General features: G+C 38.1%; 15 protein-coding genes. 3 read left to right on the forward strand and 12 right to left on the reverse strand.

The window, feature by feature from the left end; translation table 11 throughout:
• Positions 1–39: 39 nt before the first annotated feature.
• Positions 40–306, reverse strand: coding sequence for an acylphosphatase (locus K3T81_RS07105; RefSeq protein WP_238019044.1), 267 nt, complete (start codon positions 304–306; stop codon positions 40–42).
• A gap of 163 nt (positions 307–469) precedes the next feature.
• On the opposite strand from K3T81_RS07105, the gene K3T81_RS07110 reads away from it, so the two are divergent.
• Positions 470–1,957 (forward strand): FAD-dependent oxidoreductase, encoded by a 1,488-nt coding sequence (locus K3T81_RS07110; RefSeq protein WP_238019323.1) that lies wholly within the window; start codon positions 470–472, stop codon positions 1,955–1,957.
• Between the two features lie 313 nt (positions 1,958–2,270).
• On the opposite strand, the gene K3T81_RS07115 is transcribed toward K3T81_RS07110, so the two are convergent.
• On the reverse strand, positions 2,271–2,933 hold the full coding sequence (locus tag K3T81_RS07115; protein ID WP_238019045.1) for a CPBP family intramembrane glutamic endopeptidase: 663 nt from the start codon (positions 2,931–2,933) through the stop codon (positions 2,271–2,273).
• Positions 2,934–3,123: 190 nt separating this feature from the next.
• Positions 3,124–4,053: a cysteine synthase A gene (gene cysK, locus K3T81_RS07120; protein ID WP_238019046.1), complete on the reverse strand. Its 930-nt coding sequence runs from the start codon at positions 4,051–4,053 to the stop codon at positions 3,124–3,126.
• A gap of 213 nt (positions 4,054–4,266) precedes the next feature.
• On the opposite strand from cysK, the gene K3T81_RS07125 reads away from it, so the two are divergent.
• On the forward strand, positions 4,267–4,434 hold the full coding sequence (locus tag K3T81_RS07125; protein ID WP_238019048.1) for a hypothetical protein: 168 nt from the start codon (positions 4,267–4,269) through the stop codon (positions 4,432–4,434).
• A 102-nt stretch (positions 4,435–4,536) separates the two neighbouring features.
• Here K3T81_RS07125 and K3T81_RS07130 read toward each other — a convergent pair whose 3' ends face one another.
• The gene (locus K3T81_RS07130; RefSeq protein WP_238019050.1) at positions 4,537–6,060 is read right to left on the reverse strand and encodes an FAD-dependent oxidoreductase; all 1,524 of its coding nucleotides are present in this window, start codon (positions 6,058–6,060) and stop codon (positions 4,537–4,539) included.
• Between the two features lie 80 nt (positions 6,061–6,140).
• Positions 6,141–6,959, reverse strand: coding sequence for a gamma-glutamylcyclotransferase family protein (locus K3T81_RS07135; protein WP_238019052.1), 819 nt, complete (start codon positions 6,957–6,959; stop codon positions 6,141–6,143).
• Positions 6,960–7,086: 127 nt separating this feature from the next.
• Here K3T81_RS07135 and K3T81_RS07140 point away from each other — a divergent pair, with 127 nt between their 5' ends.
• Positions 7,087–8,220 carry a zinc-dependent alcohol dehydrogenase gene (locus tag K3T81_RS07140; protein ID WP_238019054.1) on the forward strand — a complete coding sequence of 378 codons (1,134 nt, stop codon included), beginning with the start codon at positions 7,087–7,089 and terminating at the stop codon, positions 8,218–8,220.
• 3 nt (positions 8,221–8,223) lie between these two features.
• Here K3T81_RS07140 and K3T81_RS07145 read toward each other — a convergent pair whose 3' ends face one another.
• The 7 genes from K3T81_RS07145 to K3T81_RS07175 all read right to left on the reverse strand — a co-directional run bounded on the left by K3T81_RS07145 (position 8,224) and on the right by K3T81_RS07175 (position 16,940).
• A complete protein-coding gene (locus tag K3T81_RS07145) occupies positions 8,224–9,087 on the reverse strand; it encodes a 5'-3' exonuclease (protein WP_238019056.1) in 864 nt (287 codons plus the stop codon).
• Between the two features lie 6 nt (positions 9,088–9,093).
• Entirely contained in the window at positions 9,094–12,711 is a 3,618-nt protein-coding gene (locus K3T81_RS07150; protein WP_238019325.1) for a dynamin family protein, read from the reverse strand.
• A gap of 82 nt (positions 12,712–12,793) precedes the next feature.
• Complete coding sequence (locus K3T81_RS07155; protein ID WP_036572912.1) at positions 12,794–13,264, reverse strand: CBS domain-containing protein; 471 nt, start codon at positions 13,262–13,264, stop codon at positions 12,794–12,796.
• Between the two features lie 206 nt (positions 13,265–13,470).
• The gene (locus K3T81_RS07160; RefSeq protein WP_238019058.1) at positions 13,471–15,000 is read right to left on the reverse strand and encodes an acyl-CoA carboxylase subunit beta; all 1,530 of its coding nucleotides are present in this window, start codon (positions 14,998–15,000) and stop codon (positions 13,471–13,473) included.
• 19 nt (positions 15,001–15,019) lie between these two features.
• Entirely contained in the window at positions 15,020–15,799 is a 780-nt protein-coding gene (locus tag K3T81_RS07165; protein ID WP_238019060.1) for an enoyl-CoA hydratase, read from the reverse strand.
• Between the two features lie 14 nt (positions 15,800–15,813).
• Positions 15,814–16,707, reverse strand: a complete 894-nt coding sequence (locus tag K3T81_RS07170) for a hydroxymethylglutaryl-CoA lyase (protein WP_238019062.1) — start codon at positions 16,705–16,707, stop codon at positions 15,814–15,816.
• A gap of 23 nt (positions 16,708–16,730) precedes the next feature.
• The gene (locus tag K3T81_RS07175) at positions 16,731–16,940 is read right to left on the reverse strand and encodes an acetyl-CoA carboxylase biotin carboxyl carrier protein subunit (protein WP_106896750.1); all 210 of its coding nucleotides are present in this window, start codon (positions 16,938–16,940) and stop codon (positions 16,731–16,733) included.
• Between the last annotated feature and the right edge of the window lie 6 nt (positions 16,941–16,946).

Here is a 16,946-nt window from a genome sequence, read left to right on the forward strand (position 1 = left end):
CCGGTTGAGCTTTTTATTTATAAACAAATGTAGAGTAGATTATCTTGTTTGAAAACTATCATACCCATAGTCTTCCATGGTTTCAATCTCCATGTGTTCTACGTTAATGAACTTATTTAAACCTTCATCAAGTTGTTCGATATAGGTATTTAGCTGTTCTTCTTTCCCTTCAACTTCAAGTTCTACCGTACCATCATTATTATTCTGAACCCAACCATATAGGTTCATTTCTTTTGCCCTCATCTGTGCTGAATTCCTAAAACCTACACCTTGCACTCGTCCACTAATATTTAGATGCTTTCTCATTATTTCACCTCTCTATTTATTCTAATTACCTGTTTAACTGTTATTAAAACACATATATTCATCTAAAATAGTTCATAATAATGCTAATCTATAGTGTAGAAGAGGAGACAAATTAGTGAGTGAAATTCAACTTCCACAATTTCCAGAGCCTTATTGGCGTGAAATGAAACTACCCACATTTGAAAAATTGACCACTTCCATAAAAGCTGATGTTGGGATTGTAGGGGGCGGTATTACTGGTATCACTGCAGCCTATTTATTATCCAAACAAAATTTAAAAGTTGTTTTAATCGATTCTGATGAAATACTTAATGGTACTACAGGTCATACAACAGCCAAAATAACGGCACAACATGGTTTAATCTACGATGAATTTATGAAACATATGGGAGAAGAAAAAACAGCCAAGTATTATCATGCTGCTATAAAGGCGAAGGAATTCATAAAGAATACCATATCAGAAAATAAAATTGATTGTGATTATGAAACCCAAGATGCCTATGTATACACAAATGATAATAAATATATTATGCAGCTAGAAAATGAAATAAAGGCTTATGAAAACTTAGAAATTAGTAGTGAATATTTATCGGAAATACCTTTAAATCTGCCAATAAAAGCGGCAGTTATGATGAAAGACCAAGCTCAATTCCACCCTTTAAAATACTTAAAGGCACTCGTTCAAGCAAGCAAAGATAATGGAGTCGAGTTTTATGAGAATACGACAGCTGTTGATATTGAGTATAACAAACACCCAAATATTGTTACAAAAGATGGCCACCGTATCACATGTAATCATGTAATTGCTGCATCACATTTCCCATTTTATGATAAGCAAAGCTTTTACTTTGCCAGAATGTACCCTGAACGATCATACGTTCTAGCTATCAACTCAAAGCTAAAATACCCTGGAGGTATGTATATTAACGCAGAGAGTCCTTCACGATCTGTTAGAAGTACACCAGGGGAGAAGGGAGCCTTATGGTTAATTGGAGGAGAGAATCACAAAACAGGTCAAGGTGAGTCTGTTATCCATCATTATGAAAAGCTTGAGGATTTTTCATCGAAGCATTTTGAAATGAAGGATATTGCCTATCGTTGGTCTGCCCAGGATTTAATCACCATAGATAAAGTACCATATATTGGTGCTGTATCCAAGGGAGAGAGTAATGTTTATGTAGCTACAGGATACAGAAAATGGGGTATGACGAATGGTACTGCAGCAGCCATGATCCTTGCTGATAAAATAACGGAGACACCGAATGAATATGCGGATATATATGAACCATCGCGGTTTCAGCCAGATCCATCTGTACGTAAATTTATTGAGATGAATGCAGATGTAGCAAAGCATATGGTAAAGGGTAAATTGGATTTTTCTAATAATGAGCTAGCACAAATAAAAACAGATGAAGCAATTGTTACTCGAATTAATGGTAAAAGAACTGGGATTTATAAGGATAAAGAGCAAACATTGCATGCTGTAGACACGACCTGCACACATTTAGGCTGTGAAGTCGAATGGAATTCTGGTGACCGAAGCTGGGATTGTCCATGTCACGGATCGAGATTTTCTTATGAGGGTAATGTAATGGAAGGTCCAGCAAAAAAACCTTTAGCTAAAGTAGACATTAAAAGTGAACATGGTTGATTAGAAATAAAAACATAAAAAAACTACACTAAGAAAATTGTTTCTAGTGTAGTTTTTTTACAAAATATCTCACTATCTCAAGTATACTTTGATATTAAGATTAGATTTCAGGTTTTTGCTACAACTTCCTATAATATATATTATGTAAACCCGAAGATAATAAAAAATTAGTAGTCACCATTTTAGTTAATTCTCTCCCCCAATAAGCTACTGGATTCGAAAAGTTACTTTTTTTCCCGAGAAAGTCCGGATTAGATTTAGAAATCACCTTGTAATGAATCTTTGTTTTTAACTATTTTCATTACCATCAGGTTTAATAAAACAAATTTAACCCGATTATAATAATCATTAAATCTGCACAAATATGTATTATCCATGATGCCCAAATGGTTCTGTTCTTCTCATTAACCAACTGGAAAACCAAACCAATTACCCATAACCCAATAAAGCAAATTAAAATTATTTCAGCTGTAAACCACAACATAATCATCGGGATATGGTAGCTTGCAAACAATAACGGACTATATATATAGCCCCATTTACGCGGTAAATTAAAGAATATAAACCCTCTAAAGAAATACTCTTCAAGTAAAGAGTTACCAAAAGAAACATAAATCCCGACAAAAATAAAACCAGTTGCTGTAATGCCGAGTCTATCTGTTAAGTCTTGCTGGATCAGGTTAAGATCAATTTGTGGTAAAAATAACAGATAAGCAGCAAGCACAATTCCTGCTGATGATATGCCGAGAATCATAACTTTCAGCCATTCTCTCCTTCCCATCTTGGATAATGCAAGCACTTGTTTGAAATGAAAATCCTTAAATAACTTCATATAGACCCATACAACGATGAAAAAGAAGCTTATTTTACAGACAGTCTTTATAACATAATTAATCTCTATTCCATGCTCTATAAATGCCAATACAGCACAGGTAAAGAAACTACTTAACAAAATATAGGTTGTTTTTTTAATCATGTTCTCCCCCCTTACTTTCAGAATGCTATAAATAGTAACTTTAAAAGACTACTTTTATTTTAACATAAGAAATATTCAAATGAGTTTACCAATAAAAAAGCCTGCTTCCCAAGGGATACAGGCTTTTTACCAATATAGAAATAGACTAAGGTTTTACGTTATTGAGACTTTTTTTAGGAGATTTGGAAAACTAAGCATCATTACCCTCAAACAGATTCATACTTAAGTACCTTTCTCCTGTATCAGGAGCTATACATACGACACGTTTCCCTTTTCCTAATCGAACTGCTTCCTCTATGGCAGCTGCGACTGCAGCCGCTCCTGATAGTCCAATGAAGATACCTTCTTGTTGAGGTAACCTTTTATACATGGAAACTGCAGTTTCGTCTTCAATTTGAACAATTTCATCATATATAGATGTATTTAAAATATCGGGTACAAATCCTGGGCTTGTTCCCACCAGTTTATGACTCCCTGGCTCGCCACCAGAAAGAACAGGAGAGCCTTTTGGTTCAACTACGGTTATTTTTAATTCTGGTAATTTCTCTTTTAACATTTCTCCAGTGCCCGTTACCGTTCCACCTGTCCCTGCGGTGCATACAAATGCGTCAAGCTTTCCATCCATCTGTTTGAGAATTTCAGGGGCTGTTGTCACACGATGCACGTCAGGATTGGCTACATTTTCAAATTGCTGAGGTATAAAACTGTTCGGTATATCCTTTTGTATCTCCAACGCTTTTTGAATTGCACCTGGCATTTTCTCTTTGCTCGGTGTTAACACTACTTGTGCTCCAAAAGCTTGTAGAAGGTTTCTTCTTTCCTGTGTGCTATTGTCAGGCATAACAAGAATCGCTTTATAGCCCTTGGCAGCAGCATTCATTGCTAGGCCAATTCCGGTGTTCCCACTTGTTGGTTCAATAATCGTGTCCCCTGGTTTAATGAACCCTTTTTCTTCTGCTACTCTAATCATATTATAAGCTGCTCTGTCTTTAACACTTTTACTCGGATTAAACATTTCCATCTTTATATATACATCTGCTGCATTCTCTGGAACGAGTCGATTTAACTTTACCATTGGTGTTTCGCCAATTAATTCTGTTATATTTTGAACAACCTTCATATAGATAACCTACCTTTTCGCACTCTCTTTTGTATTTCGATCATATCACCTTAAAGTTATGACAAACAAGTAAACTGCACAAGATAAATTGGTATTAATTGGTAGTGTGATGAAATGTATAGGAATTGCATAAAGGGTTAAAATAATTTTTGTAATTGTTATGTGGCCTGCAAAAAGTAAACCACATATAAAAAAATAAAAGGAGTGTTAGCGATGAGCAATAATAACAACAACAATCGTCAGAACAACCGCAATAACAACCGTAATGAGAACAACAATAACAATAACAATAACAATAACAACAACCAGGATATTAACAACGTTGAATTTGCGAATGAATTCCTAGACGATAACAACAATAACAACAACCGCAACAAATAAATTAACCTCAAAAAAGCTGCTTCCATTATGAAGCAGCTTTTTTGTCACCAACTCAGTATAAATAGCTATAGAGTCAACGAAACATCGTAAATTAACATTCTTCTACTCATTTAAAGTCTTTAGCGACTCCACAGCAGGACCTTCAATTACATCACCTGTTCCACTAAAACGTGATCCGTGGCATGGACAATCCCATGTATTATCACCGTCGTTCCATTGGACACCACAACCGAGATGCGTACAAGTAAGATCAACATAATGTAAGTTGCCATTTTCATCTTTATAGGCTCCTACCTCTTCGCCGTCTCGCTTGGTGATCATCCCTTGATTATTTGACAGTTCTTTCGGATTATTCTTTTCACTGGCATCATCATAGTGATTAGGGTTTTCTTCCTGCGGTTCTATCGAGGTCCTTTCCTGAATGTTTCTTTCAGGAGAAAATATAGCTTGATAAGGATTGTCTTTTTCAAGAATGGTGTCAGTAAGAATTTTTGCACCAGTAGCAGAAATGGCCAGCCCCCACTTGCTTAACCCTGTTACTACATAAACATTAGGTTGATCTTCTGAAAGTGTGCCGATAAATGGGAGTCTGTCTTCTGAAATATAGTCATGGGCGGACCAGCGATTTATAATCTCTTTTACTTCAAACAGCTCCTTAGCAAAAGATTCTAGCTCTTTGTATCGCTCTGAGGAAGACTTTCCATCACCAGTCGAATGACTTTCTCCACCAACTAATACAACCCTTCCTGTTTTACTATCTAAACCACGTAACGTCCGTTTTGGTAAGTCTGCATTAATGTATAATCCGTCTGGGAATTCATCCTCTGTTTTAACAGCAAGTGCATAAGAGCTCTCTGGATTATTTTGTTTTGAAAAGAATTTACTTTCAGGTTCTATAATGGGTAAATGTGTTGCCTGTACCACTTGGCTAGCTGTTACTTTTAACCCACTTTCTGTCGTACATTCTGTCTTATTGGCTTTTTCGGTAATGTCTATTACCCTTGTCTGATCATATACTTTACCACCAAGGTTTACAAACTCTTCTAACAGCCCAGCTAAAAACTTAACCGGATGAAATTGTGCCTGATTACGCATCATAATTGCCGCTTCTACATCCATATTTAATGGAAGGTCTTCAACAAACTCGCCTTCAATTCCCAGTTTTTCGTAGGCTTCTGCCTCTTTTGAAATTTTGCTGCGGTTTTCTGCCTTTTGAGTAAAAACAAAAGCTTCTCTTTCTTCGAGTTCACAATCAATACCAAATTTGTCGGCAAGTTCCTTAATAGAGGCAATCCCTTCCATATTCGCTTGATAGAACAGTTTAGCTGTTTCTTGTCCGTAACGATTTATTAATTCGTCATAAATGAGATTATGCTGTGCAGTTAGTTTTGCTGTAGTAAAACCGCTCGTACCACTAAATAATTCACGTGCTTCAAGCAGTGCTACTTCTTTCCCTGCCTTGGCAAGCTGATAAGCAGTCATCACACCAGCTATTCCTGCTCCGACTACTACCGTATCCACATGAAGATCATTTTTCAGCTCACCATATGAAGGAACTTTTCCTGTGTCTCTCCAGTAGGACTCGTTTGCTTTAGGTAAAATAGATGTCGTCTCATTTTGTCTCAATGTTATACCTCCAGGTTAAACTTTGATTATGTTATTCTAATAACCTGAATTAGCAAGGTGTAAACACTAAGTCAGAACTTCTAATTTAATAAATGGTTTATATGAGACCGAATTCGTGCAACATAGGATGGTGATAGAATGTCTGCAGCTCCCCGTAATATTTCGTTTGCATATCTTTCAGTAGGCTTCGTTTCCTTATCCTTTTCTACGCTAACAAAGGTTAGGCCCTCTACTTCCTCCCCGTAATTTAAGGTTAGCTTTATAATCGTCGGGCGGTATCTTTTAGAATACACTCCTTCTCGCTTATATAAATAATCAATCGCTTCTAAAGGTACTTTATAGACCACTCCTTCCACCTTTTCCATTTGGGATACAATAATATCTGCTTTCCCGCCATCTTCACTGGATCTCGTAAAGCGAAATCCATAATTTTCAACGACCCCTTTTCCAGCAATAGATGTAAAGTATTGATCGACGTTTGCCATTTTAAATCGATTATCATCCATACATGATCCATATGCAAAGTAGTAAAGCGTTTCATTTTTTAAGTAACGGTATACTTTCCAGTCTCCAAATGGTACTTCTTCCAATTTATCTTCAATGTCTGCTTTTTCTTTATAAATAAATGCTTCATACTGATCATTTGTTGATGACAATACAGAAACGGTAGACCGGGAACAATTTAGTTGATTATCTAGTTCTACTAGCTTTTCATCGTTAATCTCGACTAGATCCCCATATGTTAACGCTTCGGGATCCTCCACTAAATAAGGCACTCCATTCCAGTCAAAGAGTTTACCTCTTATCCAGACTTGTTCATCTATGCTAGTCGAACCTTTTCTTAGTACTTCCGCTTTTTCACCTATTCTTAGATCGCCATAAATAAATAATAAATGCATATGAACTCCCCTTTCTGTTTTCTATACCTTATGAAGGTTCCTATAAAACTAAAGACATAAGGGTATAGATTCTTTACCTTAGATAAAAATAAGATAAACCTCAATACAAATTAGGAGTATGATAAATATGAAAGCCGTAACATATCAAGGAAAGTATGCCGTTGCTGTTAAGAAAGTCCCTTTTCCCACAATACAGGATTCAGAAGATGTAATTATTCGAGTTACTTCTACTGCTATCTGTGGGTCTGATCTTCATTTATATCAAGGAAATTTCCCATTACCTATTGGCTATACTATTGGTCATGAACCGATGGGGATTGTAGAGGAAGTTGGTCCTGATGTAACGAAAGTAAAAAAGGGTGACCGGGTCGTTATCCCCTTTACGGTAGCCTGTGGCTCATGTCCCTACTGTACGAATCATCAGGAGAGTCAGTGTGACAACTCCAACCCACACTATGATTCAGGAGGATATTTTGGTTACTCCGAAAAATTCGGTGACTTTCCTGGTGGGCAAGCGGAATATTTACGCGTCCCTTATGGAAATTATACCCCCTTTTTAATACCAGAGGATTGTGAGTTAGAAGATGAGCAATTGCTTTTCTTATCCGATGTCCTTCCTACAGCATATTGGAGTGTGGAGCATGCCGGTGTCAAACAGGGGGATACAGTTATTGTCCTTGGTTGTGGACCTATTGGATTAATGGCACAGAAATTCGCCTGGCAAAAAGGTGCAGAGCGTGTAATTGCTATTGACTATTTTGATTATCGTCTTCAACATTCTAAGCAGACAAACAAGACGGAGATCTTTGACTTTACGAAGTATGATGATATGGGTGAAACATTAAAAGAGTTAACAAAGGGTGGAGCTGACGTTGTAATCGATTGTGTAGGGATGGATGGAAAGAAGTCAGCTTTAGAATTTGCTGAGCAAAAGTTAAAGCTTCAAGGTGGCACATTAGGTCCAATTCAAATTGCTACAAAAGCGGTTAAAAAATGGGGTACGGTGCAATTGACAGGGGTATATGGAGGGCTCTACAATATGTTTCCATTGGGGCCATTCTTCACAAGAAATATTACCCTAAAAATGGGGCAAGCCCCTGCACGAAGTTATATGCAGGAGCTTTACCGACAGATTACAGCTAATGAAATTGATCCAACTGATATTATCACCCATAAGCTTCCCCTAGATGACGCAGCAGAAGGATATAAGTTATTCCAAAATAAAGAAGATGACTGTATAAAAGTCATCTTAAAACCATAATTCTTAAATTAATTTGGCGAGATTTTTAAACTCCAGCTCGTCAAATTTTTTCTGTATCTTCTCTTTATCATAAATCCATAAGGCCCCGTCTAGTTCGCAAGTAACAGGCACATCACATTTAATTTCTGCGAGGGTTCTTGATAGGTGTAGCATATCTAAGTTCGCTTTAATTTTAGTTTGTACACCTTGTGGCAGGGAGTCTATATTAACAAGCAGTTCGTCTATTGTTCCGTGCTCTTTTATAAGCTTTAGTGCCGTTTTCTCCCCAATCCCTTTTACACCAGGATAGTTATCAGAGGCGTCTCCCATTAATCCTTTTAAATCTATGACCTGTCTTGGGGTAATTCCTTTCTTCTCATAAAAGTTTTCATTTGTGAAGACCTCATAATTTCCTTGACCTTTTCGCATGATTGCAACTTGGATATGCTCCTCTACAAGCTGTAAGATATCTTGATCGCCTGTAAGGATCGTCACGTCATTCTCTTGAGCATATGTTCTGGCTAATGTTCCAATGCAATCATCCGCTTCAAAGTTTTCTAATCCGATGTTTGGCATATCAAATGCCTCGACAACTTCTTTTACTAGGTCAAATTGTGGGATCAATTCTACTGGTGGAGCATCACGGTTAGCTTTATATCCTTCATACATGTCAGTACGGAAAGTCTTACTCCCCATATCCCAGCAACATACTACATGGGTTGGTTTGAATGTTTTTACGGCATCCAGAAAATAACGCATAAATTGGTAAACACCATTCGTGGGGATGCCTTGCTTTGTAATCATAAAGTTACCCCTGAAGGAAGTAGCAAAGAATCCTCTAAATAGGAGTGCCATTCCATCGACGAGTAATACTTGTTTTCTATCCATCATTTCTCAATCCTTTGTATTTTGATTAGTTAGTATACCTTCCAACTTTTGACGTTTCGCTGTAAGAATGTCTGTGTTCAGCGGGATTGTCAACGCAGCAAGGGAATCTTCTACATATTGTTCGACTCTTAATTGAAGCTGCTGCTGAATTTCTGAGACGTTTTCCTGCCATTGTATATCATATTGCTGCTCCAACACCAGTCTAATTTCGTCTAAATAAGTTGATGCCATTGGGCGAATCTGTTGGAAAAGTGCTTCTTTCATTTTTTCTTTTTCATTATGTGCAAAGAAAGCTTTCGTGCCTCGATAGGATGCTAACACAGTAGAAAATTCCTTCGCACTCACAGATTGGAGCCCTTTTTCAAATACTGGCGTCTCTAGCGTTACCATTTCCAAATCTGCCACCTGAAATTGAGCATCCCGCGCATTCAATGTGGTGTATAGATCGTGGTATACCTCCTGAAGCAGTTTATTTACCAATGCTTCAATCCTCAATGCGACAGCCTGTACCTCTTGAAGTAACTCAAATGCTGTATATTCAAGCAGCTGTTGCAAGGCTAGTTTTAATTCTGGCTGTGCAGCTTTTCCAGACTGTGTAATCGTAGTTGGGTTAAATGTTTCTTTAAACATATCATGAAATCGAATCGTATAGCGTTCTAAAACATGAAAAAGTTGTTTGGTAATTTTTTGCTTCATTTGCTTGGACAGAACATCTGTTTCATACCCTTGAATATCCTGTATCATCTCATGCTTCTTATCAGATAATGCTAGTTCGTACTGTTCTTGTTCCTTTTGATCGAGCTTGCTAGAATTCAAGAAATGCGTCAATGTCGACAGAGCCCGCTCCATATCTCTAACTGCTGAGGCTACAGTAAGTGAGCTTAGATCATGTTTTATAAAGCTATAGAATGTTTCTTCAAAACGATCCATCCCTTTATTTAAAGGCCTTGCCTGCTTCTTTTCTAACAGTGAAACTTTACTTGATACAGGATAAAGCCTTGGGAAGCGAATTCCTAATTGTATTAACTGCTCTTGGACATAATCAGTAACGAGATTTAACTCTTGTTCATTCTCCGCAAGGTCAGCAGCATTTACTATAAAGAACATTTTATCAAGCTCGAAAGTGTCTTTAACACGACCAAGTTGCATCAGAAAGTCTTTATCTGCTCGGGATAAGGCATGATTATAGTATGTTACATATAAAATAGCATCAGCGTGTTTAATATAGGTGAAAGCCGTATTTGTATGTCGAGCATTGACAGAGTCGGCACCTGGAGTATCCACAAGCGTAACACCCTGTCTTGTAATCTCACAATCATAGTAAAGGTCTATCGCATCAATATAACAGGCCTTTTTTTCATCTGTTATATAAGGACCTAAATCCTTTAACTGGAGAGCAAGTTGTCCTCCGATGTACTCCTTCATTGCCTCATATCCATCTATCATTGCCTGGAGATAAGATTGATATAAAGGATTTAATTGGTTACTTTGTTGGTAGTTATGATCTTTTACCCAAATAAGCAACTCTTCAAAATCTGTAACAGTAGGTTGAAATACCTTTAATATTTCACGTAAGTCTTTTTCCAAATCTTTTCTTTTTTTCACACTTATATGAACCTCACCATGTGCTATAGCACCAGTTACTGGGTTGATTCGGTTGACGGCAGCTGTTGTTGGATTCGGAGAAACAGGAAGCACATTATCACCAAGTAAAGCATTGGCAAAGGAGGACTTACCTGCACTAAAAGCACCAAATAATGCAACGGTGTACGATCGTTTTTCTAGACGTTGTTTTTTCTGAAGCAGGTCATCGACAAGAGTCTTCGTTCCTGGCACACCCTCTAAAATTTTTATCGAATCGTCTAAATGGGGAAGGATATCCTTTTGAGATGCGAAGCGGTTCTCATCAGGTAGTCTATTGGTATCTTCTTGGTATTCTCCTTTCGCCTCTTGACTCAATCCTTCTACAGAACCCTGCTTCCTTTTTTCGATTCGCTGATGAAGGGCTTCCTCCAGCAATTCACTTGATTTGACGGAAGGCTGATCTGCTTCCAATTGTTTCTGTACGACAGCTTTTTCCTCCGCAAGATCTTGCTCCAATTCTTGCAGACGTAAGATGTTAGAAGTTTCTATTTCAAGCTCAGCTATAGTCGTTTCCCACTCCGTTAGTTGCTTGCTACTTTGTTCAAAAAGTTTAGCTTCTACCATATCTGCTACATGTTTCGCTTGTACTTTATATTTTGATTTAATATCTGCTGACACATCGTTTGTATAATTTAAAACGTAGTCACTGTTCATGGTGGCACCTGATTTAATTAAACGAAGAAGGTCTTCTTTGGTATAGTCAACGTCCATCCCCTGTACACTGTGGATTAGCTCTGTATCATGAATTTGATATTCTGATAAAATAGCCGATAACTTTTCTTTCAAACGCCATTCTAACGAGGAATTTACCGACTCATTTAATTTTTGTAAAAAAGTGAGGAGTCTAGCTTCCTGCTCCTCTTTTGTTTTCTTTTTAGAACCAAAAAGCCCGACTTTAAAATTAGGCTGTTGTGAAGCAAGAAACTGTTCAGCATTCTCTCTCAGTGTTGCTGGCATTACGTATGCATTCTTAATTGTTTGCTGTGTTTCCAACATCAATTGATTCTTTACAGCTTTAGGCTTCTCCACTAACTCGTCCTTTTGTATAATGAGGTCCCTCTTCTTTTGGAGCATTTCTTCATACGTATACTTGTTATCTACAACAGGCATTTTTTCACTATAAAGACTATCTAAATACGTTTCATGTGCTTTTACAATGGTCTCAAGCGCGTTATACGTTGTATCGTGGGCTTTTGGCTCTTCTTCAATCATATTATTAATTGTTTGTTGCAATGCTTCAAATTCATTATAACGGGCCGACCTGTTAGTTAAAGAGGTGTAAAATATGCCCAAGGGAGAGATCCCCCACTGTTCAAACGTTTGTTTGATACTGGCTTCAAACAATGCAAACGGAAGTTCAGAATCATCATGTTTATCAACCTGATTAATGATGACAAAGTAAGGAATACGTTTTTCCTGAAGAGATTCGAGGAATTGCAAATTCACTTCTGACTGAACATGATTATAATCCATAACATAGAACACAACGTCCACCAAATGCATAGCAGACTCTGTCATTAGCCGATCCGCATCATCCGCTGCATCAATACCTGGTGTATCCATAATTACGGTTCCTTTTGGGAGAACTGTATCATGAGAACGAACGTCAAGTTGCTTTATTAGTTCCCTGTCTTTTGAATATTTTTTAATCAGTTCAAGATCATAGGGTTCTTTTATCTCTATTGTCTCACCGTCACGATAATATACTCGAATAAGACCTTCCCCTCGAGAAATGGTCACAATATTAGCACTTGTGGGTACAGGGCTTTTTGGCAACAAATTTTCACCCAAAAGCGCGTTTATCATAGAAGACTTGCCAGCAGAAAAATGACCAGCAAAGCTGATGATAAACTGGGCATTCTGTTGCTTTTCATAAAGGTCAACTAATTTCGCAACATTAACGTGATCCTGTTTGTCGAGTAAATGGTCATATATGGAAGCCATCTTTTGTAATATCAATTGTTTCTCTTCTTTTAGCATGATCAATTCTAAGACCCTCTCCGTAAACTTTCTCCTTCTCATTATACGCCCTTTAGGTACTATTTTCTACATTTGCTAATACTTACTTTTCAACAGCCTGATCGATCAATTGTGTAGTAATATAGCGGATTAAATCACCTCGGCTTATTACTCCAATGACTCTATTTGCCGGGTTTACAACAGGTATTTTTTTAATATGGTGTTTAGAGAAGACATTCATTGCTTCATCAATCGGGCTTTTTGGGTTAACTGTAAACACATTCTTTTGCATAATTTCTTTTACTTGTCGATTTAATGAATAGCTTAATCGTTCGGTCAGATCTGTTTGTTCACTAACTAAGATTAAAGAAAAGATATCGTAGACCGTTCTTCCTTTTGGCTGTATGTGTCGAATTACGTCTCCATCGGTAACCATCCCGAGCAGTTTACCTTCCCCATCGACCACAGGGACACCCGTAATTTTATTTTGTACTAGCTTTTCTAGAAGCTGCTTAATGGTTGTTTCCTTGCTAACACTTATTACATCTCTAATCATGAACTCTTCTATTTTCATATTGCACCCTCCATTTCAACGTACTGTTACGGTTTATTATTCTATTTTCCTGGTAAATGTCAAATAGGAACCATTATTTAGAAGTTAACATAATAATATTATCGTAAACCTTTTATTTAGAATTCATTTCAAAGTACAAATTTAATCCTATTTAACTATACAAAAAACCAGAGGCTATGCTTTCCACCTCTGGTTAAAACGTTAAACTATACAGGATAAACACCATGTTTCCTCTCCGTAAAGGTCACATTTTTTGTCTCATAAAGAGAGAAACGACTAGACAGCTCTTCCCTTAGATGTTCTGGATCAATTACCGCATCGATAACCATTTCTGAAGCCATCCGGTAAATGTCAATATTATCTTTATACTCATCTTGCTTTTCCTTAATAAAAGCAGGTCTTTCAGATTCAGGGAGTTCTGCGATTTTGTTTGCGTACACCGCATTCACTGCTGCCTCCGGACCCATGACAGCAATATGGGCTGTTGGTAAAGCGATACAGCTATCCGGCTCAAATGCAGGGCCTGCCATCGCATATAACCCTGCACCATAAGCTTTTCTTACAATAACGGAAATTTTCGGGACGGTTGCTTCACTCATTGTTGCCACCATTTTAGCCCCGTGTCGGATTATTCCTGCCCGCTCCACTCTGGTTCCAATCATAAAACCAGGAACATCTACTAGAAATAACAATGGGATATGGAAGGCATCACAAAGCTGCACAAATTTTGCTGATTTATCTGCTGAGTCAGGAAAAAGAACACCACCCTTTACCTTAGGTTGGTTGGCAATAATCCCGATTGGTTTCCCATTTATCCTAGCTAAACCAGTAATTAATTCAGGAGCAAATTTTTTCTTTATTTCACAAAAGCTCTCTTCATCAATCAGCTTATCAATTAAGTCATACATATTAAAAGGAGCATTTTGGTTTTCCGGAATGATATCCGTAACGCTCTTTTCTATGAATTTTGCTTCCCTTGCTTCCATTACTTTTGGGTTCTGTCTAAAATTAGTAGGAAAATAGCTTAAGTATTTTTGAGAAAATGAAATGGCCTCTTGCTCAGTCTGGACTAATACATCCCCTACACCCGAAACACTGCAATGCATGTTGGCCCCACCCATTTCTTCAAGACTCACCTTTTCTCCAATTACCTTTTCTGCCATTCTAGGTGAACCCAAATACATTGAAGCATTGCCATCCACCATGACAACAATATCGCAAAATGCTGGGATGTATGCTCCACCTGCTGCTGATGGGCCAAATAATAAGCAAACCTGTGGCACGCGTCCAGAAAGCTTAATTTGATTATGGAAAATGCGACCTGCTCCTCTTCTTCCTGGAAACATCTCTACTTGGTCCGTGATTCTAGCACCAGCTGAATCTACCAAATAAAACATCGGTATTTCAAGCTTCATAGCGGTCTCTTGAATTCGGAGAATCTTTTCAACAGTCCGTTTTCCCCAGGAACCAGCTTTTACTGTAGAGTCATTTGCCATTATACAAACTGCTTCTCCGTTAATTTTTCCAATTCCTGTGACCACACCATCTGAAGGGAGCGTATCATCCATACAATTGGCGAAAAAGGCGTCTTCTATATTAACATCTTCATCAAAGAGTAATGTGAGGCGCTCTCGGACAAATAATTTTCCCTTTTCTTCGTTTTGTTTATGATATTTTTCCTTGCCACCGCTTTTTATTGATTCAACTTTTTGTTTTAACGTATCTCTATAATTCATATCTGCCCTCCTGCGTAAACTAGTTCCCTTTATAGATAGGTTTTCTTTTCTCTTTAAATGCTGCAAGGCCTTCTACCCGGTCTTTTGTAGGGATTGTTTCCTTATATGCCAGGTGTTCTAATTTTAATCCAGTAGTAAGATCTGTCTGAAGTCCTGAATTAATCGCAAGCTTTGCCTGGCGCATGGCAACAGGCCCGTTAGATGCAATTTTGATTGCCATTTCTGTTGCTCTTTCAACTACATCATCCGGGCTAGTTAATTCCTCTACTAAGCCAAGCGTGTATGCCTCCTCTGTGCTAATCGGTTTGCCTGTATAAATTAAACGTTTTGCCTGACCAGGTCCAATTAAACGTGGTAAGCGTTGTGTTCCACCAGCTCCCGGGATAATGGCCAGCGTGGTTTCTGTCAGCCCTATTTTAGTTTGATTACTAGCTATTCTGATATCACAGGCCAATGCTAGCTCTAGACCGCCCCCAAATGCCGCACCATTTATCGCCGCAATGACGGGGATACGAACGTTTTCCAATGCAGTAATGGTTTGGCCGATATAATGAACTGCTTGCACTACTTGGTCTTCTGTCATCTCTTTGCGTTCCTTTAGGTCCGCACCTGCACAGAAAGCCTTGTTTCCAGCCCCTGTTATAATGAGGCAGCGAATAGTAGTGGATTGATTAATTTCGTATATATATTCATTCAATTCATCAAGAAGTACTTTCGATAATGCATTCGCTGCATTTGGCCGATTTAGTGTAATAATCGCAATACTATCGTTTAGTAGTCGATATGTTGTACCACGCATAAACACCCTCCCATTCAGCTATTTAGTAGTTTCATTTGATGGCTTGATAGTTCTGGTACATGCTTTGCAATATATGTGGCTGCCTCTCTAACTTTTTCCGTATCAATGCCTGTATGAATGCCCATTCGGTGCAACATATATAAAAGATCTTCCGTTGCTAAATTACCTGATGCCCCCTTTGCATACGGACAACCGCCTAGTCCTCCAACTGCACTGTCAAATTTGGCAATACCTAAATTCATTGCTGTTAGGACATTAGCTAGTGCCGTCCCTCTCGTATCATGGAAATGCATGGCTAGGCGATCACTTGAAAAGTGGCTAAGTAAGGATTTAGTCACATTTTCTACCTGTAGGGGATCCGCAATCCCAATTGTGTCTCCAATCGATAACTCTTCGACTCCCATTTCCAATAACTTGTCACAAATAAAAAGAACTTGATCAATAGAAGTCTCTCCTTCATAGGGACAGCCGAAAACAGTGGAAATATAGCCCCTAATTCGCTTATTACTCTTCCTTGCATCTTCAGCAACTTTCTCCATAATAGGGATTGTATCTGCAATGGTTTTATTTACGTTTTTTAGATTATGCGTCTCACTAGCTGAAATAAAAACGCATACTTCATCTACGTCTACCTCTAACGCCCGCTCCAGTCCTCTTTGATTAGGGACAAGAGCTGCATACGTAACACCAGGGTGCCGTTTAATCCTTTTTGCAACCTCTGTTGCATCCTTTAACTGTGGTATCCATTCGGGTCTAACAAAGGAAGATACTTCGATATAGGAAACCCCGGTCTCACTAAGCATATTGATCCATTCCACTTTTGCATCTAGCGAAACGAAAGCACTCTCATTTTGCAATCCATCCCTAGGACCGACTTCTTTAACCGTCACTTTTGGTGGAAAGTTCATATACAACCCTCCTCACATTCAGCTTATTCAATTACCGCCAATACATCTCCCTCATTCACAAAGTCCCCTTCAGCTACGTTTAATTTCGCTAAGGTACCTGATTTTTCTGCAGGTATGGGGATTTCCATCTTCATTGATTCCAAAATAATTACGTCCTGTCCTTCGTTCACCGTCTCTCCTTGTGCAACAATTATTTTCCATACACTTCCTGCCATGCTTGCTTTTAATTCCATCTTTGT

The sequence above is a fragment of the Oceanobacillus jordanicus genome (assembly GCF_022095695.1).
Classification (GTDB): domain Bacteria; phylum Bacillota; class Bacilli; order Bacillales; family Amphibacillaceae; genus Oceanobacillus_B; species Oceanobacillus_B jordanicus.

Excerpts from the sequence above, each read along its gene's own strand:
- K3T81_RS07105 (WP_238019044.1), bottom strand. The coding sequence starts at position 306 with ATGAGAAAGCATCTAAATATTAGTGGACGAGTGCAAGGTGTAGGTTTT.
- K3T81_RS07110 (WP_238019323.1), top strand. The coding sequence starts at position 470 with ATGAAACTACCCACATTTGAAAAATTGACCACTTCCATAAAAGCTGAT.
- K3T81_RS07115 (WP_238019045.1), bottom strand. The coding sequence starts at position 2,933 with ATGATTAAAAAAACAACCTATATTTTGTTAAGTAGTTTCTTTACCTGT.
- cysK (WP_238019046.1), bottom strand. The coding sequence starts at position 4,053 with ATGAAGGTTGTTCAAAATATAACAGAATTAATTGGCGAAACACCAATG.
- K3T81_RS07125 (WP_238019048.1), top strand. The coding sequence starts at position 4,267 with ATGAGCAATAATAACAACAACAATCGTCAGAACAACCGCAATAACAAC.
- K3T81_RS07135 (WP_238019052.1), bottom strand. The coding sequence starts at position 6,959 with ATGCATTTATTATTTATTTATGGCGATCTAAGAATAGGTGAAAAAGCG.
- K3T81_RS07140 (WP_238019054.1), top strand. The coding sequence starts at position 7,087 with ATGAAAGCCGTAACATATCAAGGAAAGTATGCCGTTGCTGTTAAGAAA.
- K3T81_RS07145 (WP_238019056.1), bottom strand. The coding sequence starts at position 9,087 with ATGGATAGAAAACAAGTATTACTCGTCGATGGAATGGCACTCCTATTT.
- K3T81_RS07150 (WP_238019325.1), bottom strand. The coding sequence starts at position 12,711 with ATGCTAAAAGAAGAGAAACAATTGATATTACAAAAGATGGCTTCCATA.
- K3T81_RS07155 (WP_036572912.1), bottom strand. The coding sequence starts at position 13,264 with ATGAAAATAGAAGAGTTCATGATTAGAGATGTAATAAGTGTTAGCAAG.
- K3T81_RS07160 (WP_238019058.1), bottom strand. The coding sequence starts at position 15,000 with ATGAATTATAGAGATACGTTAAAACAAAAAGTTGAATCAATAAAAAGC.
- K3T81_RS07165 (WP_238019060.1), bottom strand. The coding sequence starts at position 15,799 with ATGCGTGGTACAACATATCGACTACTAAACGATAGTATTGCGATTATT.
- K3T81_RS07170 (WP_238019062.1), bottom strand. The coding sequence starts at position 16,707 with ATGAACTTTCCACCAAAAGTGACGGTTAAAGAAGTCGGTCCTAGGGAT.
- K3T81_RS07175 (WP_106896750.1), bottom strand. The coding sequence starts at position 16,940 with ATGGAATTAAAAGCAAGCATGGCAGGAAGTGTATGGAAAATAATTGTT.